Source organism: Kaistella solincola (assembly GCF_000812875.1).
GTDB classification, from domain to species: Bacteria; Bacteroidota; Bacteroidia; order Flavobacteriales; family Weeksellaceae; genus Kaistella; species Kaistella solincola.
Map to the genome: position 1 here is coordinate 1129491 of NZ_JSYK01000003.1, position 18304 is coordinate 1147794.

The 18304-nt window shown below is 40.3% G+C and carries 16 protein-coding genes; 9 read left to right on the plus strand and 7 right to left on the minus strand.

What is annotated here, in order from left to right; translation table 11 throughout:
• Window positions 1–95: 95 nt before the first annotated feature.
• Both OA84_RS09265 and gyrA read right to left on the minus strand, forming a co-directional pair.
• Entirely contained in the window at window positions 96–1484 is a 1389-nt protein-coding gene (locus tag OA84_RS09265; RefSeq protein WP_039345133.1) for a tetratricopeptide repeat protein, read from the minus strand.
• Between the two features lie 25 nt (window positions 1485–1509).
• The gene (gyrA, locus tag OA84_RS09270; protein WP_039345136.1) at window positions 1510–4116 is read right to left on the minus strand and encodes a DNA gyrase subunit A; all 2607 of its coding nucleotides are present in this window, start codon (window positions 4114–4116) and stop codon (window positions 1510–1512) included.
• Between the two features lie 147 nt (window positions 4117–4263).
• Here gyrA and OA84_RS09275 point away from each other — a divergent pair, with 147 nt between their 5' ends.
• Window positions 4264–4578: a DUF4286 family protein gene (locus OA84_RS09275; protein ID WP_039346016.1), complete on the plus strand. Its 315-nt coding sequence runs from the start codon at window positions 4264–4266 to the stop codon at window positions 4576–4578.
• On the opposite strand, the gene OA84_RS09280 is transcribed toward OA84_RS09275, so the two are convergent.
• A complete protein-coding gene (locus OA84_RS09280; protein WP_039345139.1) occupies window positions 4579–5613 on the minus strand; it encodes an acyl-CoA reductase in 1035 nt (344 codons plus the stop codon). It abuts the gene before it with no gap.
• Window positions 5614–5672: 59 nt separating this feature from the next.
• On the opposite strand from OA84_RS09280, the gene OA84_RS09285 reads away from it, so the two are divergent.
• The 6 genes from OA84_RS09285 (at window position 5673) to OA84_RS09310 (ending at window position 11148) form a co-directional block, all read left to right on the plus strand.
• Complete coding sequence (locus OA84_RS09285) at window positions 5673–6023, plus strand: 4Fe-4S dicluster domain-containing protein (RefSeq protein WP_039345141.1); 351 nt, start codon at window positions 5673–5675, stop codon at window positions 6021–6023.
• A gap of 77 nt (window positions 6024–6100) precedes the next feature.
• Window positions 6101–7165: a 3-phosphoserine/phosphohydroxythreonine transaminase gene (serC, locus tag OA84_RS09290; RefSeq protein WP_039345144.1), complete on the plus strand. Its 1065-nt coding sequence runs from the start codon at window positions 6101–6103 to the stop codon at window positions 7163–7165.
• 1 nt (window position 7166) lies between these two features.
• Window positions 7167–8129: a D-2-hydroxyacid dehydrogenase gene (locus OA84_RS09295; RefSeq protein WP_039345148.1), complete on the plus strand. Its 963-nt coding sequence runs from the start codon at window positions 7167–7169 to the stop codon at window positions 8127–8129.
• Between the two features lie 2 nt (window positions 8130–8131).
• On the plus strand, window positions 8132–9376 hold the full coding sequence (locus OA84_RS09300) for a DUF1015 domain-containing protein (RefSeq protein WP_039345153.1): 1245 nt from the start codon (window positions 8132–8134) through the stop codon (window positions 9374–9376).
• Between the two features lie 54 nt (window positions 9377–9430).
• Window positions 9431–10795, plus strand: coding sequence for a M20/M25/M40 family metallo-hydrolase (locus tag OA84_RS09305; protein WP_039345156.1), 1365 nt, complete (start codon window positions 9431–9433; stop codon window positions 10793–10795).
• On the plus strand, window positions 10795–11148 hold the full coding sequence (locus OA84_RS09310) for a diacylglycerol kinase family protein (RefSeq protein WP_039345157.1): 354 nt from the start codon (window positions 10795–10797) through the stop codon (window positions 11146–11148). Before OA84_RS09305 ends, OA84_RS09310 begins: the two co-directional genes overlap by 1 nt.
• 137 nt (window positions 11149–11285) lie before the next feature.
• Here OA84_RS09310 and OA84_RS09315 read toward each other — a convergent pair whose 3' ends face one another.
• Window positions 11286–11738 (minus strand): SRPBCC family protein, encoded by a 453-nt coding sequence (locus OA84_RS09315; protein ID WP_039345161.1) that lies wholly within the window; start codon window positions 11736–11738, stop codon window positions 11286–11288.
• A gap of 398 nt (window positions 11739–12136) precedes the next feature.
• Between OA84_RS09315 and OA84_RS09320 the strand changes: the two genes are divergently transcribed.
• Together OA84_RS09320 and OA84_RS09325 are read left to right on the plus strand one after the other, a co-directional pair.
• On the plus strand, window positions 12137–13117 hold the full coding sequence (locus tag OA84_RS09320; RefSeq protein WP_039345164.1) for a hypothetical protein: 981 nt from the start codon (window positions 12137–12139) through the stop codon (window positions 13115–13117).
• Entirely contained in the window at window positions 13107–13394 is a 288-nt protein-coding gene (locus tag OA84_RS09325) for a hypothetical protein (protein WP_039345167.1), read from the plus strand. Before OA84_RS09320 ends, OA84_RS09325 begins: the two co-directional genes overlap by 11 nt.
• Window positions 13395–13670: 276 nt before the next feature.
• On the opposite strand, the gene lpdA is transcribed toward OA84_RS09325, so the two are convergent.
• The 3 genes from lpdA to OA84_RS09340 form a co-directional block, all read right to left on the minus strand.
• Window positions 13671–15062: a dihydrolipoyl dehydrogenase gene (gene lpdA / locus OA84_RS09330; protein ID WP_039345169.1), complete on the minus strand. Its 1392-nt coding sequence runs from the start codon at window positions 15060–15062 to the stop codon at window positions 13671–13673.
• Between the two features lie 77 nt (window positions 15063–15139).
• Window positions 15140–15754 carry a DUF305 domain-containing protein gene (locus OA84_RS09335; protein WP_052252170.1) on the minus strand — a complete coding sequence of 205 codons (615 nt, stop codon included), beginning with the start codon at window positions 15752–15754 and terminating at the stop codon, window positions 15140–15142.
• Between the two features lie 71 nt (window positions 15755–15825).
• Complete coding sequence (locus tag OA84_RS09340; protein ID WP_039345172.1) at window positions 15826–18255, minus strand: alpha-ketoacid dehydrogenase subunit alpha/beta; 2430 nt, start codon at window positions 18253–18255, stop codon at window positions 15826–15828.
• Window positions 18256–18304: the final 49 nt, after the last annotated feature.

Genomic DNA, 18304 nt, shown 5'->3' on the forward strand with positions numbered 1-18304 from the left:
AGCCGTTAAATCGGCAAATTTTTCAGGAATTACGCACAAAAAAAGTATACTGAAAAAGGTTCAGTATACTTTAAAGAATTGAACTTAAAAAAAAATTATTTCTGAGCCGCTAACATGGCAGCTTCTCTATCTTTAAATTCTTTGTATTTAGCTTCGTTTTTTGTAGAAAGGTACAGACCTTTAAGCAAACTCACGACGTCGATATTATTGCTGTCGTACTGATACCATTTTTCTGCGTACGGTAATGTAGCGGCTAATCTGGCTCTTCTTGCTTCAATGATTTTATTTGCAAGTTCGGTTTTTCCGGCTTTACGTGCGGTATTGTAATCTTCGGTAGCTTTTGCATCATCACCCATTGTAAGATAGGTAAGGTTTTGGTGCGCCTGAATTAAATCCGGCTTCACTTCCAACGCTTTTTTGTAAGAAGCAACAGCATCTGCTACTGTTGCAGGATCTTTACTTTGTAAAACTCCAAGGTTGTACCAGTTATTGGCATCATTCGGGTTTTTCGCCAACTGCGATTTCAGGTTGGAAACAAATTCATTGGTTTTACCGGATTTATAAAAAGCTGTTCCCTGCAGTTCCATCAATTTCGCACTTGTCGGGAATTTTTTCAGACCTTTTTCGATAAAAGCTAAAGCATCATCGGACCGGTCGGAATCCAAAAGCAAAGCTGCTGTTGTTTCATATAATTCCTGCTCCAGACTTTTGGATGTTTCAGTCTTGAAATCTGAATAATCTCCGGAAGCACCCATTTTTTTGTAGAGTTCCCAGGTGGATTTTTCCAGATTTTCTACCTCACCAGACTTTTTGTTTTTTGCGGTGTAGGTAGTTTCAATTCCGGTGTAACCGGAGTTGATCAAGTCCATATACACATCAGTTGCTTCTTTTTTCATGTCACCCAAAGCGTAGGTTAATCCGGAATAATAAAGGTATTTTTTGTTATCCTGACCTGCTGCGCTCAAAAGTTCATAAACTTCTCTAAATTTTGGTGCTGCAACGCTGTATTTTTTCTCGTTATAGGCTGCTAAAGCTGCTTTGTTTGCCGCTTCGATTACCGGATTTATAGATGTACCTAATTTTCCCATCAAAGTAGGAACATAAGTTTCTTCCTTCAAGCCCTGAATACCGGAAGCGTCAGCTGCTGTTTTACCAACATAGTACACTTTGTTTTTAGAAGAATCTTTACCAACATAAATTTTATTTTTGGCAAGATCAGTAATTTTTGCTAGGTAAGATGCGCCTTCTGCAGATTTACCTGACTTTAAAAGCGATAAACCCTTCGCGTAGTAATACTGCTCTAAAAGTGCAGGTTCCAAAAGGTATGTTTTGTTTCCCATTGCACTTTCTGCCTGCGCAAGCTGAGCGGTAGTTGCTGCAATATCACCGGCATCAATGGCTTTTACGGCTGCTGCAATTTCTTTTTTCTGTGCAAATGTGAACACAGCTGTAAGCATTGCGACGCTTAAAAATATTTTTTTCATTAGTTTTAAATTAAATGGTTGCTATTTATTCTTCCTCGGTTTCATTTGTAGAATCTAGAGTATCCCGGGTTGGATGGATTTCATCACCAGAAGTTGGATTGAGATTTAAATTTACATCATCTTCCCCATTTTCGCCACCTTCAAAATCTGCTGAAGCTTCAGTTTCATCAACGATTACTTCTTTATCCATTTCAACTTTTGCGATGGCTGCAATTTCATCATTCTTCTTCAGATTGATGACCTTTACACCCTGTGTATTTCGTCCCATGATGCGCATTTCGTCCATTCCCATTCTGATGGCTACGCCGGATTTGTTGATGATCATTAAACCATCATCGTCGGTTACCATTTGAATTGCAATTAAATCTCCGGTTTTTTCGGTGATATTTAAGGTAATTACGCCTTTTCCGCCACGATTTGTCACACGGTAATCTTCTACCGCGGTACGTTTTCCGTAACCTTTTTCTGAAACTACCAAAACAGATTCGTTTTCAACATCTTCTACGACAATCATCCCGATTACTTCATCGCCTTCGTCTAAGGTAATACCACGAACACCGATAGAACCACGTCCTACGGCTCTCGCTTTTTCTTCAGGGAAACGGATACATTTTCCCTTTCGCGTAGCGATCATGATTTCAGAACGTCCGTTTGTAAGTCTTGCACCTAATAACTGGTCGTCCTCGCGGATTTCAATAGCGTTTACACCATTTGTTCGAGGTCTGGAGTATGCTTCCAGTGAAGTTTTCTTGATGGTTCCGTTTTTGGTAATCATCACTACGTTCATCTGGTTTACATATTCCGCATCTTTCAGATCATTGGTTCGGATGTAAGCTTTAATTTTATCATCCGGTTCGATGTTAATTAAATTCTGCACCGCTCTACCTTTCGCCGTTTTTGATCCTTCCGGAATTTCAAAAACTCTTAACCAGAAACATTTACCTTTTTCCGTAAAGAAAAGCATGTATTGGTGATTGGTTGCTGCTACAATATATTCAAGGAAATCTTCATCACGTGTGGTTGCAGCACGGTTTCCAACGCCTCCTCTACTCTGTACTTTGTATTCGGATAGTGAAGTTCTTTTAATATAACCTGCATGAGAAATAGTTAAAACCACTTTTTCATCCGGAATTAAATCTTCGATGGACATTTCACCACCGGAATAATCAATTTCAGTACGTCTTTCGTCTCCGTACTTTTCTTTCATTTCCAGCATTTCATCTTTAATGATTTGATATCTTCTTGGCTCATTAGCTAAAATATCTTCCAAATCATTGATTAATGCCATAATGTCATCATATTCCGCACGGATTTTATCAAGCTCCATTCCGGTTAAACGAGCCAATCTTAAATCAAGAATAGCCTGCGCCTGAAGGTCGGAAAGTTCGAATTCAGTCATCAAACCATCTTTCGCTTCGGCGGGATTCGAACTGTGACGAATAATGGAAATAGCTTTATCCAGAGCATCCTGAGTTCCAATCACTTTCATGAAACCTTCAAGGATGTGGGCTCTTTCGCGGGCCTTATTCAAATCATATTTTGTACGGCGAACAATTACCTCATGGCGGTGTTCAACAAAATGATGAATAATGTCTTTAACGTTCAGCTGTACCGGACGGCCTTTTACCAACGCAATATTATTTACGCTGAAGGAAGTCTGTAAAGCAGTATATTTATAAAGCGTGTTTAAAACAACATTCGGAATAGCGTCATTTTTCAGTTCATAAACAACGCGCATCCCCTGACGGTCAGATTCGTCGCGGATTTCATAGATACCCGGAATTTTTTCATCTTTAACAAGGTCTGCAGTACGGGCAATCATGTCCGCCTTGTTTACCTGATACGGAATTTCCGTTACGATAATTGCGTTTCTGTTACCGATTTCTTCAAAACCTACTTTTGCACGTAAAACGATACGGCCGCGACCGGTATGTAAAGCATCGCGAACACCATCGTAACCATAGATAATTCCACCTGTCGGGAAATCGGGTGCGATGATGTGCTTCATGAGCTCATCAATGGTTATTTCGCGGTTATCAATGTACGCACAAATTGCATCAATTGATTCCGTAAGGTTATGCGGCGCCATATTGGTCGCCATACCTACCGCAATACCGGAAGTTCCGTTCACCAAAAGATTTGGAATTTTGGTTGGCATTACGGTTGGTTCCGTAAGGGAATCATCAAAGTTGTTCTGGAAATCTACGGTGTCTTTATCAAGATCGGCCAAAATCTCATCTGAAATTTTTCGAAGTCTTGCTTCGGTATAACGCATCGCTGCCGGCGGATCGCCATCAACGGAACCGAAGTTACCCTGACCGTCTACCTGCTGATAACGCAAGCTCCACGGCTGCGCCATTCTTACCATCGCATCATACACTGAAGTATCACCGTGCGGGTGGTATTTACCAAGAACATCACCCACGATTCTGGCTGATTTTAAATGTTTTCTGTTCGAAAATACATTTAAGCCGTACATCCCATAAAGAACTCTTCTGTGTACGGGTTTTAAGCCATCTCTTACATCGGGTAGCGCGCGGGACACAATGACCGACATCGAATAATCGATATAAGAGGATTTCATTTCATCAACAATGTTGATAGGAATTAACCTTTCTCCTTCTGTATGCATAATATTTTAATGTAATGAAAGTCAAGCGGTTATAATGATGCCTGAACCTTCTCTAAATTCTGATTTTAACAACGTGCTAAATTACGAAAAAAAACCCGAATTTTGCACCAAATAAATCCCGGCAACCATAAAAATAATTTAAAAAAAATGAGCCTTTTAAGCGTCACTTTTCACAGCACAGCAGACATCCAGGACCAGTGGTCCGATTACCTCACAACGGAACTGCACCAGATGGTAGAAAATCTTTTGGATGTTAAAAAATATATTCTTTCTGAAGTGGAAAGCGACATGGTTTCAGAAGGTCAGAACACCAACCTTTTGCTGATGTTTTCCGATGCCGAAAAACGCCAGGACTTTGTAGAGATCGAACTCACCAATATCACCGAAATTATCGAGAAAAAATTCGCTGATCAGGTGATGGTTTTTGTTACTTTTTTGAATCCGAGTAAGACCCGATTTTAATTAAATTACTTCTAAGAACGCCATGGTGTCCACGTGATCGGCGTAAGTTGATAGCGAAGGATTTTGTGCTTCGCCAAATTCGATGGAATCTAAGCCCAATTCATTTTTCGCTGCTATAGCCTGAATATTTTGGTTATTTTCTGCTATAAATTCTTTGACTTCCTCGATGTTTTTATAACGCGTAAAATTAAGCACAGAAAGCGGCGAAAAAAGATCAGCATCCTCTTTCAGCATCACAAAATTATTATCCCAGAATCTTTCCTGATTCAGCAGATAAATCGCACGGTTATATTCATAATTATTCGCGTATTTGTTGTGGTTGATGATGTCTTTGAAATAAACAAAACTTTCAAAAAGCCGGTCAATAATAAAATCTTCGGGAATAAAAAATCGAGTAACATTTCGGCAACCCAAACCGAAATACCTGAAAATATCTTCGGCTAAAAGCTGAAGTTCTTCCGCTGTTTCATCACCTTTTAAAACTGCGATTGATGTGCGGTTTTTCCGGATGATGTTCAAAGAATCTTTGAAATAATATTCCAGATAACGTGCGGTATTGTTACTGCCCGTTGCGATTACCGCATCGAAATTCTGTAATCTTTCAACGAATTCAAAAGGAACATTTCCCTCAGAAAATTCGTTCCATTTACTCAAAAGAAAAGGCATCAAGCGTTTGTCTTTCGACGATAGTTTAATAAGCGGAAAATGTTGGCTTAAAACGACCGAAATTACATCATGAAATCCCACCATTGGGATGTTTCCTGCTAAAATTAAACCGACTTTTTTGGGTTTTTTTGCCGGTTTGTATTTTGAAAGCCAGTTTTCGAGCGAATTTTCCTTCAATAATTCCGCCCACTGCTTTAGAGCAAATTTTTGATTTTCAAGCGTAAACCATGGATTTTCGATTTCCGATTTTCGCAACACTGCAAAAAATTCCTCATCAATTTCGTTATAATTTTCTACTTTTTTTTCTAAAAAATCCTCAATATAACTGCTTAATTTACAAAGGCCTGAAATTTGTTTTTGTAGCTTCATTGTGTGGAAAATTGGGGGATTTTTAGTAATTTTGTGCAAATTTAAAAAATAAAGTAGCAATGGCTATCAAAATAACAGACGAATGTATCAATTGTGGTGCTTGTGAACCGGAATGTCCGAACAATGCCATCTATGAAGGCGCCGTAGATTGGAAAGCTTCCGACGGAACGGCATTGAAAGGGACCGTAGTTATGAAATCCGGCTTAACCATCGATGCTGATGCACCGCAGGAACCGGTAAGCGACGATATCTACTTCATCGTGACCGATAAATGTACCGAATGTATGGGCTTCCATGAAGAGCCACAATGTGCGGCGGTTTGCCCGGTAGACTGCTGTATTCCAGATGAAGACCATGTAGAGTCCGAGGAAAGTCTGCTGCAGAAAAAAGCCTTTTTACACGGCGAATAACCGCGGTTTTATAACCAAAAATTTGCCGCTTTACGACCATTTTTTCCGAAATATTATTTATTTAAATATCATCGACCATGAGTAAAAAACACAATTTCAGCGCAGGCCCCTGCATTTTACCTCAAGAAGTTTTCGAAAAATCCGCAGCAGCAATTCTCGATTTTAATGGCATCGGCCTTTCACTTTTAGAAATTTCGCACCGCAGTAAAGATTTTGTTCCCGTAATGGATGAAGCGCGCGCGATTGTAAAGCGATTAATGAAATTGGGTGATGATTATGAAGTACTTTACCTTGGTGGCGGCGCAAGCTTACAGTTTGTGATGGTTCCTTTTAACCTCATGAAATTAGAAAACGGCAAAGCTGCGTACCTTGACACCGGCACGTGGGCAGCCGGCGCAATCAAGGAAGGAAAAAAAATGGGTACTGTAGATATCGTCGGTTCTTCAAAAGAAAAAAATTACTCCTTTATCCCGAAAAATTATTCCGTAGGCAGCGAATATGATTATTTCCACTGCACGTCGAACAACACGATTTACGGCACGCAGATGAAAGAATTTCCGAAAGTGGATACGCTGATGGTTTGCGATATGAGTTCTGATATTTTTTCGCGCGTAATTGATTTTTCACAATTCGATCTTATTTACGCCGGAGCACAGAAAAATATGGGTCCTGCGGGCACCACTTTGGTTGTGGTTAAAAAGGAAATTTTAGGCAAAACTGGCCGGGATATTCCTTCTTATCTTGATTATTCTCTCCAGATTGCAAAAGAATCCATGTTCAATACACCACCAGTTTTCCCGGTTTACGCTTCGCTTTTAACTTTACAGCATCTAGAAAATAACGGCGGAATTGAAGCCGCTGAAAAACGAAATATCGATAAAGCAGCCTTGCTTTATGCGGAAATTGACCGAAATCCTTTATTTGAAACTTTCTGCGAAAAAGAAGACCGTTCACTCATGAACGTTTCTTTCAAATTATTGGATGACTCTAAAAAAGAAGAATTCGACACCGCCTGGAAAGAAGCCGGAATTAACGGTTTAAACGGTCACCGCAGTTTAGGCGGTTATCGCGCCAGCACGTATAATGCGTTGCCCATAGAAAGTGTTCAGGTTTTGGTTGATGTCATGAAAAATTTAAATTAAGATGAAGGTTCTTGCAAACGACGGCATTTCTGAAGCCGGAAAAACAGCGCTGAAAGAAGGCGGAATTGAACTTTTAGATGCAAAAGTTTCTCAGGAACAATTAGCAGATTTTGTCAACCAGAATGACGTGGATGTCTTGCTCGTGCGCAGCGCCACAAAAGTGCGTCAGGACCTCATCGATGCCTGTCCCGGTTTAAAAATTATCGGTCGTGGCGGCGTTGGTATGGATAATATCGATGTGGAATACGCCATCGACAAAGGTCTTTACGTTATCAATACCCCAAAAGCTTCTTCACGCTCTGTTGCAGAAATGGTCTTCGCACACTTCTTTACTTTAGCAAGATTCCTGCACGAATCGAACAGATTGATGCCGCTGGAAGGCGAATCTAATTTTAATGCCCTTAAAAAATCTTTTTCAAACGCTTTTGAACTTCAAGGCAAAACTTTAGGAGTCATTGGCTTTGGTGGAATTGGTCAGGAAGTGCTGAAAATGGGAATTTCTCTCGGCATGAAAGTGAAGGTTCTCACCAGAAATCCGAAAACGGAAACGCTGACTTTAGAATTTTTCGACGGTCAAATGGCAAATTTTCAGATTTCTACAGAAAACGATATCAATACCTTTTTGGAAGGTGTAAACTTTCTAAGCATCAATACGCCAGCTTCGGACGGTTATATCATTGATAAAGCGCAGTTTGAAAAAATGACGGACGGAATTTACATCGTCAATACCGCGCGTGGTGGCGTCATTAATGAAGTCGAATTGCTGAATTTCATCGAGTCCGGAAAAGTGGCCGGTGCAGCTTTGGATGTTTTCGAAAGCGAACCGAAACCGGAACTGGCTTTGCTGATGAATCCAAATCTTTCACTAACCCCACATTTAGGCGGAAATACCGTAGATGCGCAGGAGAAAATTGGCCGGGAACTGGCAGAGCAGATTATTGAAATTAATAGAAATTCCAAGTAAATATGCCGATATTTAAACCTTTTCGAGGAATTCGTCCGAGCGAAGATTATGTCGATATTTTCCCGACCCATCCGCTGGATAATTTCTCCCAGGACGAAATTATTAAAAAAGCACAACAGGAATCGTCTTATATTCAGATGGTAAAGCCTTTCGTGGTCAGCAAATCCAAAGATGTGGACCGCAACCTGCGGAAAATCCGGACCAATTTCGAGGAAATGATGGCCGACCGGAAACTCATCCAAGATAATGCTTCCTATTATTTATACGAACAGATTCTTCCCAATAAATGCGTTTACCGCGGACTTTTAGGTCTGGTAAGCGTGGAAGATTTCTGGAACGGCAACATCAAGAAACACGAATCTACCCTCACCCACCGAAAAGAAAAACTCGCCTATTATCTTGATAAGGTAAATATTCAGGCAGAGCCGGTTTTGCTGACTTATATGGCAAATCCGAAGGTGGAATTGCTGATGAATCACGAACAGAAAAACGTTCCGATTCTTAATTATTTATCTGAAAACGGAACGCGACACAAAATCTGGCGAATTGATAACCGCCTGAAAATGCTGCAGTTTAAAGAGGTTTTAGATCAAATTGATTCGTTTTATATTGCTGACGGCCACCACCGGATGGGCTCGGCGGCGCTTCATGCAAAAAATCAAAAAGAGAAAAACAAAAAGCACAACGGTACAGAACTTTACAATTATGTATACAGTTTTATCGTGAGCAACCAATCGATTAAAATCCACGATTATAACCGGCTTTTAGAAGATTTGAACGGTTTGGATTCTGCGGATTTTTTAAAGAAAATCGAGAAGAATTTCCAGATTCATGAAAAGGGTGAAAACATCTATTTTCCGTCGCAGAAATTCCATATTTCGATGTATCTCGACGGTAAATTCTATTCGCTGCACGTAAAGCACGAACTGCGGAAAAAAGAGGGCGAGCTGAATGATCTCGACCATTTCCTTTTGGAAGAATTTATCTTTAAAGATATTCTGGGCATCGAAGATCCGAAAACCACCGAAAAAATAACCTATTTAAAAGGAAATTCCACAATTGAAGGCATTAAGGAAATGAAAGAAAAAGTAGATTCCGGACAATATAAAATTGGTTTCGGAATTTATCCGGTGAGTTTCAATGACCTGTTGAAAGTATCGGACAATAATATCAAAATGCCACCGAAATGCACCTATATCGAACCAAAGCTGGTGACCGCACTTTTGATGTATGATATGAAACAGTAAAAATTTGCCGTTTTAACGAGATTTTTTTTACATTTGGTTACCAATTTACAAACAATGAAATATTCCTTTCTAAAAATACTTCCGCTCTTTCTGGGCGGAATTTTGTTTTCCCAGCAAAAAGCCGATTCGCTTCAGTTCAAAAACATTTCCGATGAAATTTTGGTGAACGGAAAAGCTTATGAAAATCTGCGCGATTTAACTCAAAATGTCGGGCAGCGTTTGAGCGGTTCTATAGGCTATGAAAAGGCCACCGATTGGGCGGTACAAAAGCTGAAAGAAGCCGGCGCCGATAAAGTCTGGAAAGAAGAAGTAATGGTTCCCGTTTGGGTGCGCGGTGCAGAATCACTTCAGATCAAAGAAGGAAACGGAAAATGGAAAGAGCTGAAAATGCTGTCGCTCGGAAACTCCGAAGGGACAAAAGGCAAAGATGTGGAAGCTGAAATCGTTTTTGTACGCACCAAGGAAGATTTCGACAAACTTTCGGATGACCAGGTAAAAGGCAAAATCATTTTCTTTAATTATGCGTTTAACCAAAAATTCGTGAATACCGGACAGGCTTATGGCGACGCGGGAAAATACCGCCGCAGTGCCGCTTCCTGGGCCGGAAAAAGAGGCGCAAAAGCCGTAATTATCCGTTCGCTGTCTTCAGCGTTTGATGATGTGCCGCATACCGGCGCAATGCGTTATGATGAAAATGATACCGCAAAAATAGCCGCGGTAGCAATCGGTCCGAAAAGCGCAGATGAACTGGAAAAAACACTGAAAACCCAGAAAGTTTTTGCCAAACTGAATTCCAACTGCACCATGAAAGGCGAAAAATTGTCCTACAACGTCATCGGTGAAATTACCGGGAACAAAGACAAAAGTGTTCTTGTAGTGAGCGGGCATCTTGATTCCTGGGACGTGGGCGAAGGCGCGCACGACGATGGAACGGGAATCGTGCAAAGCATTGAAGTTTTGCGCGCTTTCAAAAAGCTCGGACTGAAAAATAACCACACCATTCGCGTGGTTTGCTTTGCCAATGAAGAAAACGGTGTAAAAGGGGGTAACAAATACGCGGAAAACATCAAAAAAAATAACGAGAAACATATTTTCGCCATCGAAAGTGACGGCGGCGGCTTTACGCCACGTGGTTTCGGTTTGGTGATGACGCCGGAACAAAGAGCGCAGATCCAATCCTGGAGAAATCTTTTTGTGCCGTACAACGTGCATAATTTTGAAATGCAGTACGCGGGCACCGACATCACGCCAATGGAGCCAGCCGGAGTTGCCTTAGCCGAACTTTTCGTAGATCCGCAGCGTTATTTTGATATTCACCATTCCGAGGAAGATACTTTTGACAAGGTGAACCGTCGCGAACTTCTGCTCGGTGCCGTGGCAATGGGACAATTGATGTACATGATAGATAAAAACTGGTAATGAGAAAACCGCCGCTGCAGCGCAGTTTTGCCAACGCCGCCAGAGGCATTGTCTGGATTTTCCGTTATGAGCGAAATTTCCTGATTGAATTTTTGGCGCTTCTAAGCAATATTTTTTTGATTTTCTATTTTCAGGTTTCACCCGCGGAGGCGGCGATTATTATTTTGGTTTGCTTCGCGGTGCTGAGTCTGGAACTGCTGAATACGTGCATTGAAAAAATCTGCGATGTGGTACAACCGGAATATGATGTGCGCATTAAAATCATCAAAGATGTGGCGGCAGGCTCGGTTTTTCTGATGGCCATTGCGGCAATCATCATTGGATTGCTAATTTACCCGAAATATGTTTTTTGAAAAAATATGCCGTTTAAATGCGGAATTTTTTCGATTTACTATTTATAAAAAAAATGCCGTCGTAGCGGCATTTTTTTATGATTTCAGGAAGATTTTGTTGTGGAAAATTAGCTGTTAAAACGGCAAATTTTTCATTTTTAAAGTTCATCGGGAATTTCGGGTTCCACCAACATTTTTAGTTTTTCCAGGGATTCCTGCCAACCCAGATAACACGCATCCAAGGGAATGGCTGCGGGAATATTTTCCTGCGTAATTTTCAGTTCTGTTCCTACGGAAACCGGTGTAAAGGAAATTGAGGTGATCATATCTCCCGGTAAATTGGGATCGTCGAAGCGGTCGATGTATTTTATAAATTTGTCAGGTTCTATATCTAGATATTCGCCGCCAAAAGACTGTTTTTTTCCGGTGGAAAAATTGGTAAAAGACATTTTATATTTTCCGCCGACTTTCACCTCCATTTCTTCAATTTCAGCGAACATGCCGTAGGGCGCCAGCCAGGACAGAAAAGCGTTGGCATCAATAAAAGCACGAAAAACTTTCTCGGGCTTCGCCGTTAAAACTCTGTGTAAAGAAATGCTGTTGTTTGACATCACTTTAATTTTTGAGTAAAATTAGTGAAAACAGTGTTTTTGGAAATGGTGTTTTAGCGGGAATTAGTTTGGTAATTTGCTGGTGCAAGGTGGAATTTCCCTGCAACGAGGCTGTGTATGGCGATAGCGGCGGAATGGAAAGGGAAACATTTAAATTTTGCCCTAATCTAAATAAGAGCTTTTTATTATTGACTCAATTAAGAAAAAAGGAAATATAAAAACTTTTGCGGCAAGAACGGATAACTTTCAATTGCTCTCTTAAACCGGCATTTCGTCAATCCGATGTTATGTGAAGGAGCAACTGTTCATTTTTAATATATATTTTTTTTTGTAATTGATGGTTTATCAGCAAAATGTAAATATATTTGTTCTCCAATACATTCATTGTATTAATCTATATGGAAAGTCCTGAATTAGAACATTTACGCGAAATTGCTCTTACTTTAAAACTAGATCCAACTGGTAGTATTGGACATGCTGCTTCTGTTTCAGATGTAATTCAGGTTCTAAGCGGAGTAAAAGAATCATATAGAAATTTTCTTAAAATCGCATTATCTAAAAAATTTCCCGAGATTGAAAATCTTGATCTAGAAGTTGATGATTTCGTAAGCAGAACCGAACTTTTAATTGTTGATACAAAATTTAGTAGTTATCAGAATTCAATAGCTCCAAATGTTCAAGATAATATTTATTCGTTGTTCGGAAATAGTGAAGAATTTTCAACACAAGAACAGATTTTTGATGATTATAAAGATCAAGTAATATATTCCGACGTCAACAATTATCAAGATTTACAAACATTAAAAAAGAAATATTCAGCTGTTGAAAGGCAAATGATTTTTGAACCTTTGTTTAAAGCGAGCTCTAATAAAAAGTTTAATGTTTTTGTGTGGGAGGGCAAAAAGGAAAAAAGAAAAATTATCAAACCACGAACAGAATTTCAAACCTATTTTAAAGTTCCTAAAATAAACAAGATTGAAATTCCAGCAAAATATTATCAGTTTTATGCTAGAGTTTCAGAGTCAGGAGATATAATAAATAAAAATAGTATTAAAGATATTGTTTATTATGAAGCTTTAGAACATGAAACTTATCCTTTTAAACCAGATGTTTTAACATTCGGAAAGTATGTTTTTAAGCTGAAGAAGAAATTGGAATGTAGTGTTCATTTTGAAGATGATCTTTATTTTATTGAAAATGAAAATTTAGACGTAACTGTTTGGGCAAAAACAAGAGAAGATGTTGAGAAGGCATTTAATTTTGAATTTTATTCTTTATATGTGAATTACGCTTTAGAATTTGATGATAATCTTACAGACAAAGCAATTTCCTTAAAAAATAAAATTTTAAGTCTAATTGAAACCGTTTATGAAAAGTAGAAAAGCGAAAGATTTAAAAAAAACTCTGCTTAAAAAAGGTTTCGAAATTAATCCAAAGCAGCAACATCACGAATCATATTTTTTGATAGTTGATGGAAAAAAGAGTCATATTCATACGTATTTTAGTCATAATTTACCTGACTATGGATCTTCATTAATGGGAAAGATAAAAAAGCAACTAAAATTTGTTGAATCAAATCTTGCTGAAAAATTCTTTGACTGTCCAATGTCCAAAGAAGAATATCTTACTATGTTAAAAAAAAATGGGGACATTTAGTTTTTGCGCAATAATTATTTTCGCTTCACATAACTCTCAAGAACTCCCCCAACAAATAACCAATTTTAAGATACCCGCAGCCCCCCGCTTGAACCGAGCTCTTTTTTGTTATTGCGAGTGCCCTTTTCTAAGGATTGCTTCGCGTTGCTCGCAATGACTACAAGGTTTGACGGATTGCTTCGCTGCGCTCGCAATGACTTCACGTGTACTCGCAATGACGTACAAAAAAAATTCCAGCCTTAAACTGGAATTTTTTTATAAATATATTTTGTCCTTTTAGATGTGAATCACTTCGCCGTATGCGGCTGCTACAGCTTCCATCACCGCTTCGGAAATCGTTGGGTGCGGGTGAATGGATTTCAAGACTTCGTGACCGGTAGTTTCCAGTTTACGCGCCACAACAGCTTCCGCAATCATGTCGGTTACGCCGTCGCCCACCATATGACAACCAAGCCACTCGCCGTATTTCGCATCAAAAATTACCTTGATGAAACCGTCGGTGTCGCCGTTTGCCGTTGCTTTTCCGGAAGCTGAGAACGGGAATTTACCCACTTTCAGTTCGTAACCTTTTTCTTTTGCCTGCTTTTCGGTTAAACCAACCGACGCCACTTCCGGATGCGCATACGTACAACCTGGAATATTGCCATAATCTATTTTTTCAACGTGCAGACCTTTGATTTTTTCCACGCAGGTAATTCCTTCCGCAGACGCAACGTGTGCCAATGCCTGAGTCGGCAAAATATCACCAATCGCATAATAGCCCGGAACAGAAGTCTGGTACCATTCGTTCACCAAAACTTTTCCTTTTTCCGTTTGAATTCCCACTTCTTCGAAACCTTGTCCTTCAATGTTGGAAGAGATTCCAACTGCTGACAATAAAATATCGGCTTCTAAAGTGATATTTCCTTTCTCGGTTTTTACCGTCGCTTTCACGCCGTTTCCGGAAGTATCTACCGATTCTACAGACGCGTTGGTCATAATCTCGATACCCAATTTTTTCAGCGATTTTTCAACGTGTTTTGAAGTATCTTCATCTTCCACAGGAAGAATATTCGGCATAAATTCTACGACAGTCACTTTGGTTCCCATGGTATTGTAAAAATCCGCGAACTCAATTCCGATAGCGCCGGAACCCACCACAATCATGGATTTTGGCTGTTCCGGAAGACTTAAAGCCTGGCGGTAACCGATCACTTTTTTGCCGTCCTGTGGCAAGTTCGGCAATTCGCGGGAACGCGCGCCGGTTGCGATGATGATGTGTTCTGCGGAATATTCAGTGGTTTTCCCGTCTTTATCAGCAACAGAAACTTTTTTACCTTTCTGAACTTTTGCAGTTCCCATGATGACATCGATTTTGTTTTTCTTCATCAGAAAGGCGATTCCGCCGCTCATTTTCTGAGCAACGCCGCGGCTTCTCTGGATGACTTTAGAAAAATCAAAACCCGGATTTTCTACTTTATTTAAACCGTAATCTTCGGCTTTCTGTAAATATTTAAAAACGTGTGCAGATTTCAGCAAAGCTTTTGTTGGGATACAGCCCCAATTCAAGCAAATTCCACCTAAACTTTCTTTTTCGATAATCGCAGTTTTGAAACCCAATTGTGCGGCTCTGATTGCCGTAACGTAACCACCAGGTCCACTGCCGATGACAATAATATCGTAGTTCATTATTTAAAAATTTGATGCGAATTTACGGAAAATTATTGAGTGTTTTTGGGGATTTCTGCGCGGGTTTTCTTTAATTTTTATAATTTATTTTTATCAAGCCACGCCTGCAATTGGGCAATTTCTGAAGTTTGATGCTGCACGATCATATCGGAAAGATCCAGCAGCTCTTTTTCCTTGCCAAATTTCTGATACACTTTCGCCATGTCCACCGCACTTTGATGGTGTGGAATCATCTGTGCCGCGTAATCTTTGTCGATGTCGTTATACACTTTCGTATCGCTGTTCATCATCGCTGCCATCGACTGATTCAGCGCCTGTTCAAATTCTTTATTTTCCGGAAAATTTGCCGTTTTAGCGGCATATTTTTTCATTAAAGCAATTTCGGTATTTTGGTCTGCGATGACTTTCTGAGCAAATTTTTTCAGCTCCGGATTGGTGCCTTTTTCAAGCAAAAGTTGCGACATATCCACCGCGCCCTGATGATGTGCCATCATCATTTTAGAAAAATCCACATCGATGTTGCCGGTAGGTTTGTCGCTGTGCATGTCGTCCATCATTTCATCTATCAAAGCGACCATTTCATTATTTTCGGAATTTTCGGAAATTTTGCCCGAATCAGGGGAAATTTTTTCGGTTTCGGTGCAGGAGATTATCATGAATGACAAGGAGAAAACCAGCAGTATTTTTTTCATTTGTTAAATTTCTGGAGAGGCTGCAAAAATGATGCACAAAAAAAAGCAGAACCATGTCTGCTTTCTTAATTTTAAATTTTCGGAAACTTTTCCGGATTTACTTCGTGGAAAACGCCGTAAATTTTTTCTACCATATCATCAACACTTGGTTTGCTGAAATAGTCGCCATCGCTCGCGTACGGCGGGCGGTGATTTTCTGCAGAAATGGTCAGCGGATCGGAATCCAAATATCTGAAGGCTTTTTGTTTTTCTAAAATCTGCTGTAAAATAAAGGCTGAAGCGCCACCTTCCACATCTTCGTCGATGACAACGAGACGGTTGGTTTTCTTCACGCTTTCTTTAATTTCGTGGCTTAAATCGAATGGAATTAAAGACTGAATATCAATCACTTCCGCTGAAATACCAATTTTTTCCAGTTCCTTCGCAGCTTCCATAACCAATCTCCAGGTAGAACCGTAAGTTACCAACGTAACATCAGAACCTTCTTTCGTGATCTCAACTTTCCCGACTGGAATGGTAAATTCACCTAAATTGTCCGGCTGCGTTTCTTTCAAACGGTACCCGTTCAGACATTCGATAATTAAAGCCGGCTCGTCGGATTGAAGCATGGTGTTGTAGAAACCGGCAGCAATCGTTAAGTTTCGCGGTACGAGAACTAAAATTCCTTTGGAAAGGTTTAAAATTCCCGCCATCGGCGAACCTGAATGCCAGATTCCTTCCAGACGGTGACCACGCGTTCTAATGATTAAAGGCGCTTTTTGCCCGCCGCGTGTTCTGTACTGCACTGTCGCCAAATCATCGCTCATGCCTTGCAAACAGTACAAAATATAATCGAGGTACTGGATTTCTGCAATCGGTCTTAAACCGCGCATTGCCATTCCGATTCCCTGACCAAGTATGGTTGCTTCCCGAATTCCGGTATCGGCAATACGAAGCTCGCCGTATTTTTCCTGAAGACCTTCCAAACCCTGGTTTACGTCGCCAATATTTCCGGCATCTTCACCAAAAATCAACGTTTCCGGATATTTTTCAAATATTTTATCGAAATTATTTCTCACCACTACCCGACCGTCTACGGTTTCGGAAGCATCAGAAAAAACAGGTTTTACTTCCAGCACTTTGGTGGCTTTCCATTCGGACTGTGAATATAAATGCGAAGAATAATTTTCTTTTTCAGCAGCGAAAACCTGCTCGTATTTCAGCTGAAGATCGTGTCTTTCAGCAGTTTGGTTGGCTCTTGTCAGCAATAAGGTTTTTCTTACCAGATGGAAAATATCTCTTTTTGCCACCGAAACAATTTTGCTGAACTGTTCCAATTCCGCAGCTACTTCCGTGTTTTGAGATTTTAAATTCTCAACCAATGGAAGCATTGCATCTTTTAAATCCAGAATAGTTTTCTGATAATCTTCCCAAGCTTTTTTCTGGCCTTCTTTGACCATTTTTTTGGCTTCAGCTTCTATTTTTTCTAAGTCTTCAAGCGTAGCAAGTTGTTGTTCCTCACCTTCAATCTCAATGGAATAATTAAAAATCCACTCCCTGAATTTCAGTAAACCATCATATTCACCTTCCCATTTCAGGCGGTCTTCGCTTTTATATCTTTCATGAGAGCCGGAAGTCGAGTGACCTTGCGGCTGCGTAACTTCTACCACGTGCACCACGACCGGAATACTTTCAGTGCGGGCAAAATGTTCGGCACGCGCGTATGCATCCAAAAGCGACGGATAATCCCAGGCTTTCACCTGAATGATTTCGCAACCTTGCGTCTCGCCTTCCTTTCTTTGAAAACCTGAAAGCATTTCCGCGATATCGGCTTTCGCACGTTGATTCTGGGTAGGTACGGAAATTCCGTAACCATCATCCCAAATTGAAACGATCATCGGAACCTGCAAAGCACACGCAGCGTTCAGCGTTTCCCAGAAATGACCTTCCGCAGTTGACGCGTCACCGATTGTTCCGAAAGCAACTTCATTTCCTTTGTTTGAGAAAATTTCAGAACCTTCAAACTCTACAGATTTGTACACTTTTGAAGCAAGTGCTAAACCTAACAATCGCGGCATTTGTCCTGCAGTCGGCGAAATATCTGAGGAAATATTTTTCTGTTTAGTTAAATCTTTCCAGCTGCCATCCGCATTTAAGCTTCTGGTTGCGTAATGACCGTTCATTTGTCGGCCCGCAGAAGCTGGTTCACGTTCGATGTTGGTATCTGCATACAACTGCGCGAAAAAGTTTTCTACAGTTATTGCATCAATTGCAAGCGCAAAGGTTTGATCCCTATAATAGCCGCTTCGGAAATCACCGTTTCTAAAAACTTTTGCCATTGCCAGCTGCGGCAATTCCTTACCGTCGCCGAAGATTCCGAACTTTGCTTTTCCGGTCAGCACTTCGCGTCTGCCCAGATAAGACATTTCGCGGGAAATACGGCCGAGCTTATAATCTTCGAGGATCTGGTTTTTAAAGTCCTGAAAGGAAATCTGCTGAGTTTCTATATAGGTGGATTCCATAAAATCTGATTTTTACAAAGATAATAATTTCCTGAAACAGCGCGCTTAA

Excerpts from the sequence above, each read along its gene's own strand:
- OA84_RS09265 (WP_039345133.1), bottom strand. The coding sequence starts at position 1,484 with ATGAAAAAAATATTTTTAAGCGTCGCAATGCTTACAGCTGTGTTCACA.
- gyrA (WP_039345136.1), bottom strand. The coding sequence starts at position 4,116 with ATGCATACAGAAGGAGAAAGGTTAATTCCTATCAACATTGTTGATGAA.
- OA84_RS09275 (WP_039346016.1), top strand. The coding sequence starts at position 4,264 with ATGAGCCTTTTAAGCGTCACTTTTCACAGCACAGCAGACATCCAGGAC.
- OA84_RS09280 (WP_039345139.1), bottom strand. The coding sequence starts at position 5,613 with ATGAAGCTACAAAAACAAATTTCAGGCCTTTGTAAATTAAGCAGTTAT.
- OA84_RS09285 (WP_039345141.1), top strand. The coding sequence starts at position 5,673 with ATGGCTATCAAAATAACAGACGAATGTATCAATTGTGGTGCTTGTGAA.
- serC (WP_039345144.1), top strand. The coding sequence starts at position 6,101 with ATGAGTAAAAAACACAATTTCAGCGCAGGCCCCTGCATTTTACCTCAA.
- OA84_RS09295 (WP_039345148.1), top strand. The coding sequence starts at position 7,167 with ATGAAGGTTCTTGCAAACGACGGCATTTCTGAAGCCGGAAAAACAGCG.
- OA84_RS09300 (WP_039345153.1), top strand. The coding sequence starts at position 8,132 with ATGCCGATATTTAAACCTTTTCGAGGAATTCGTCCGAGCGAAGATTAT.
- OA84_RS09305 (WP_039345156.1), top strand. The coding sequence starts at position 9,431 with ATGAAATATTCCTTTCTAAAAATACTTCCGCTCTTTCTGGGCGGAATT.
- OA84_RS09310 (WP_039345157.1), top strand. The coding sequence starts at position 10,795 with ATGAGAAAACCGCCGCTGCAGCGCAGTTTTGCCAACGCCGCCAGAGGC.
- OA84_RS09315 (WP_039345161.1), bottom strand. The coding sequence starts at position 11,738 with ATGTCAAACAACAGCATTTCTTTACACAGAGTTTTAACGGCGAAGCCC.
- OA84_RS09320 (WP_039345164.1), top strand. The coding sequence starts at position 12,137 with ATGGAAAGTCCTGAATTAGAACATTTACGCGAAATTGCTCTTACTTTA.
- OA84_RS09325 (WP_039345167.1), top strand. The coding sequence starts at position 13,107 with ATGAAAAGTAGAAAAGCGAAAGATTTAAAAAAAACTCTGCTTAAAAAA.
- lpdA (WP_039345169.1), bottom strand. The coding sequence starts at position 15,062 with ATGAACTACGATATTATTGTCATCGGCAGTGGACCTGGTGGTTACGTT.
- OA84_RS09335 (WP_052252170.1), bottom strand. The coding sequence starts at position 15,754 with ATGAAAAAAATACTGCTGGTTTTCTCCTTGTCATTCATGATAATCTCC.
- OA84_RS09340 (WP_039345172.1), bottom strand. The coding sequence starts at position 18,255 with ATGGAATCCACCTATATAGAAACTCAGCAGATTTCCTTTCAGGACTTT.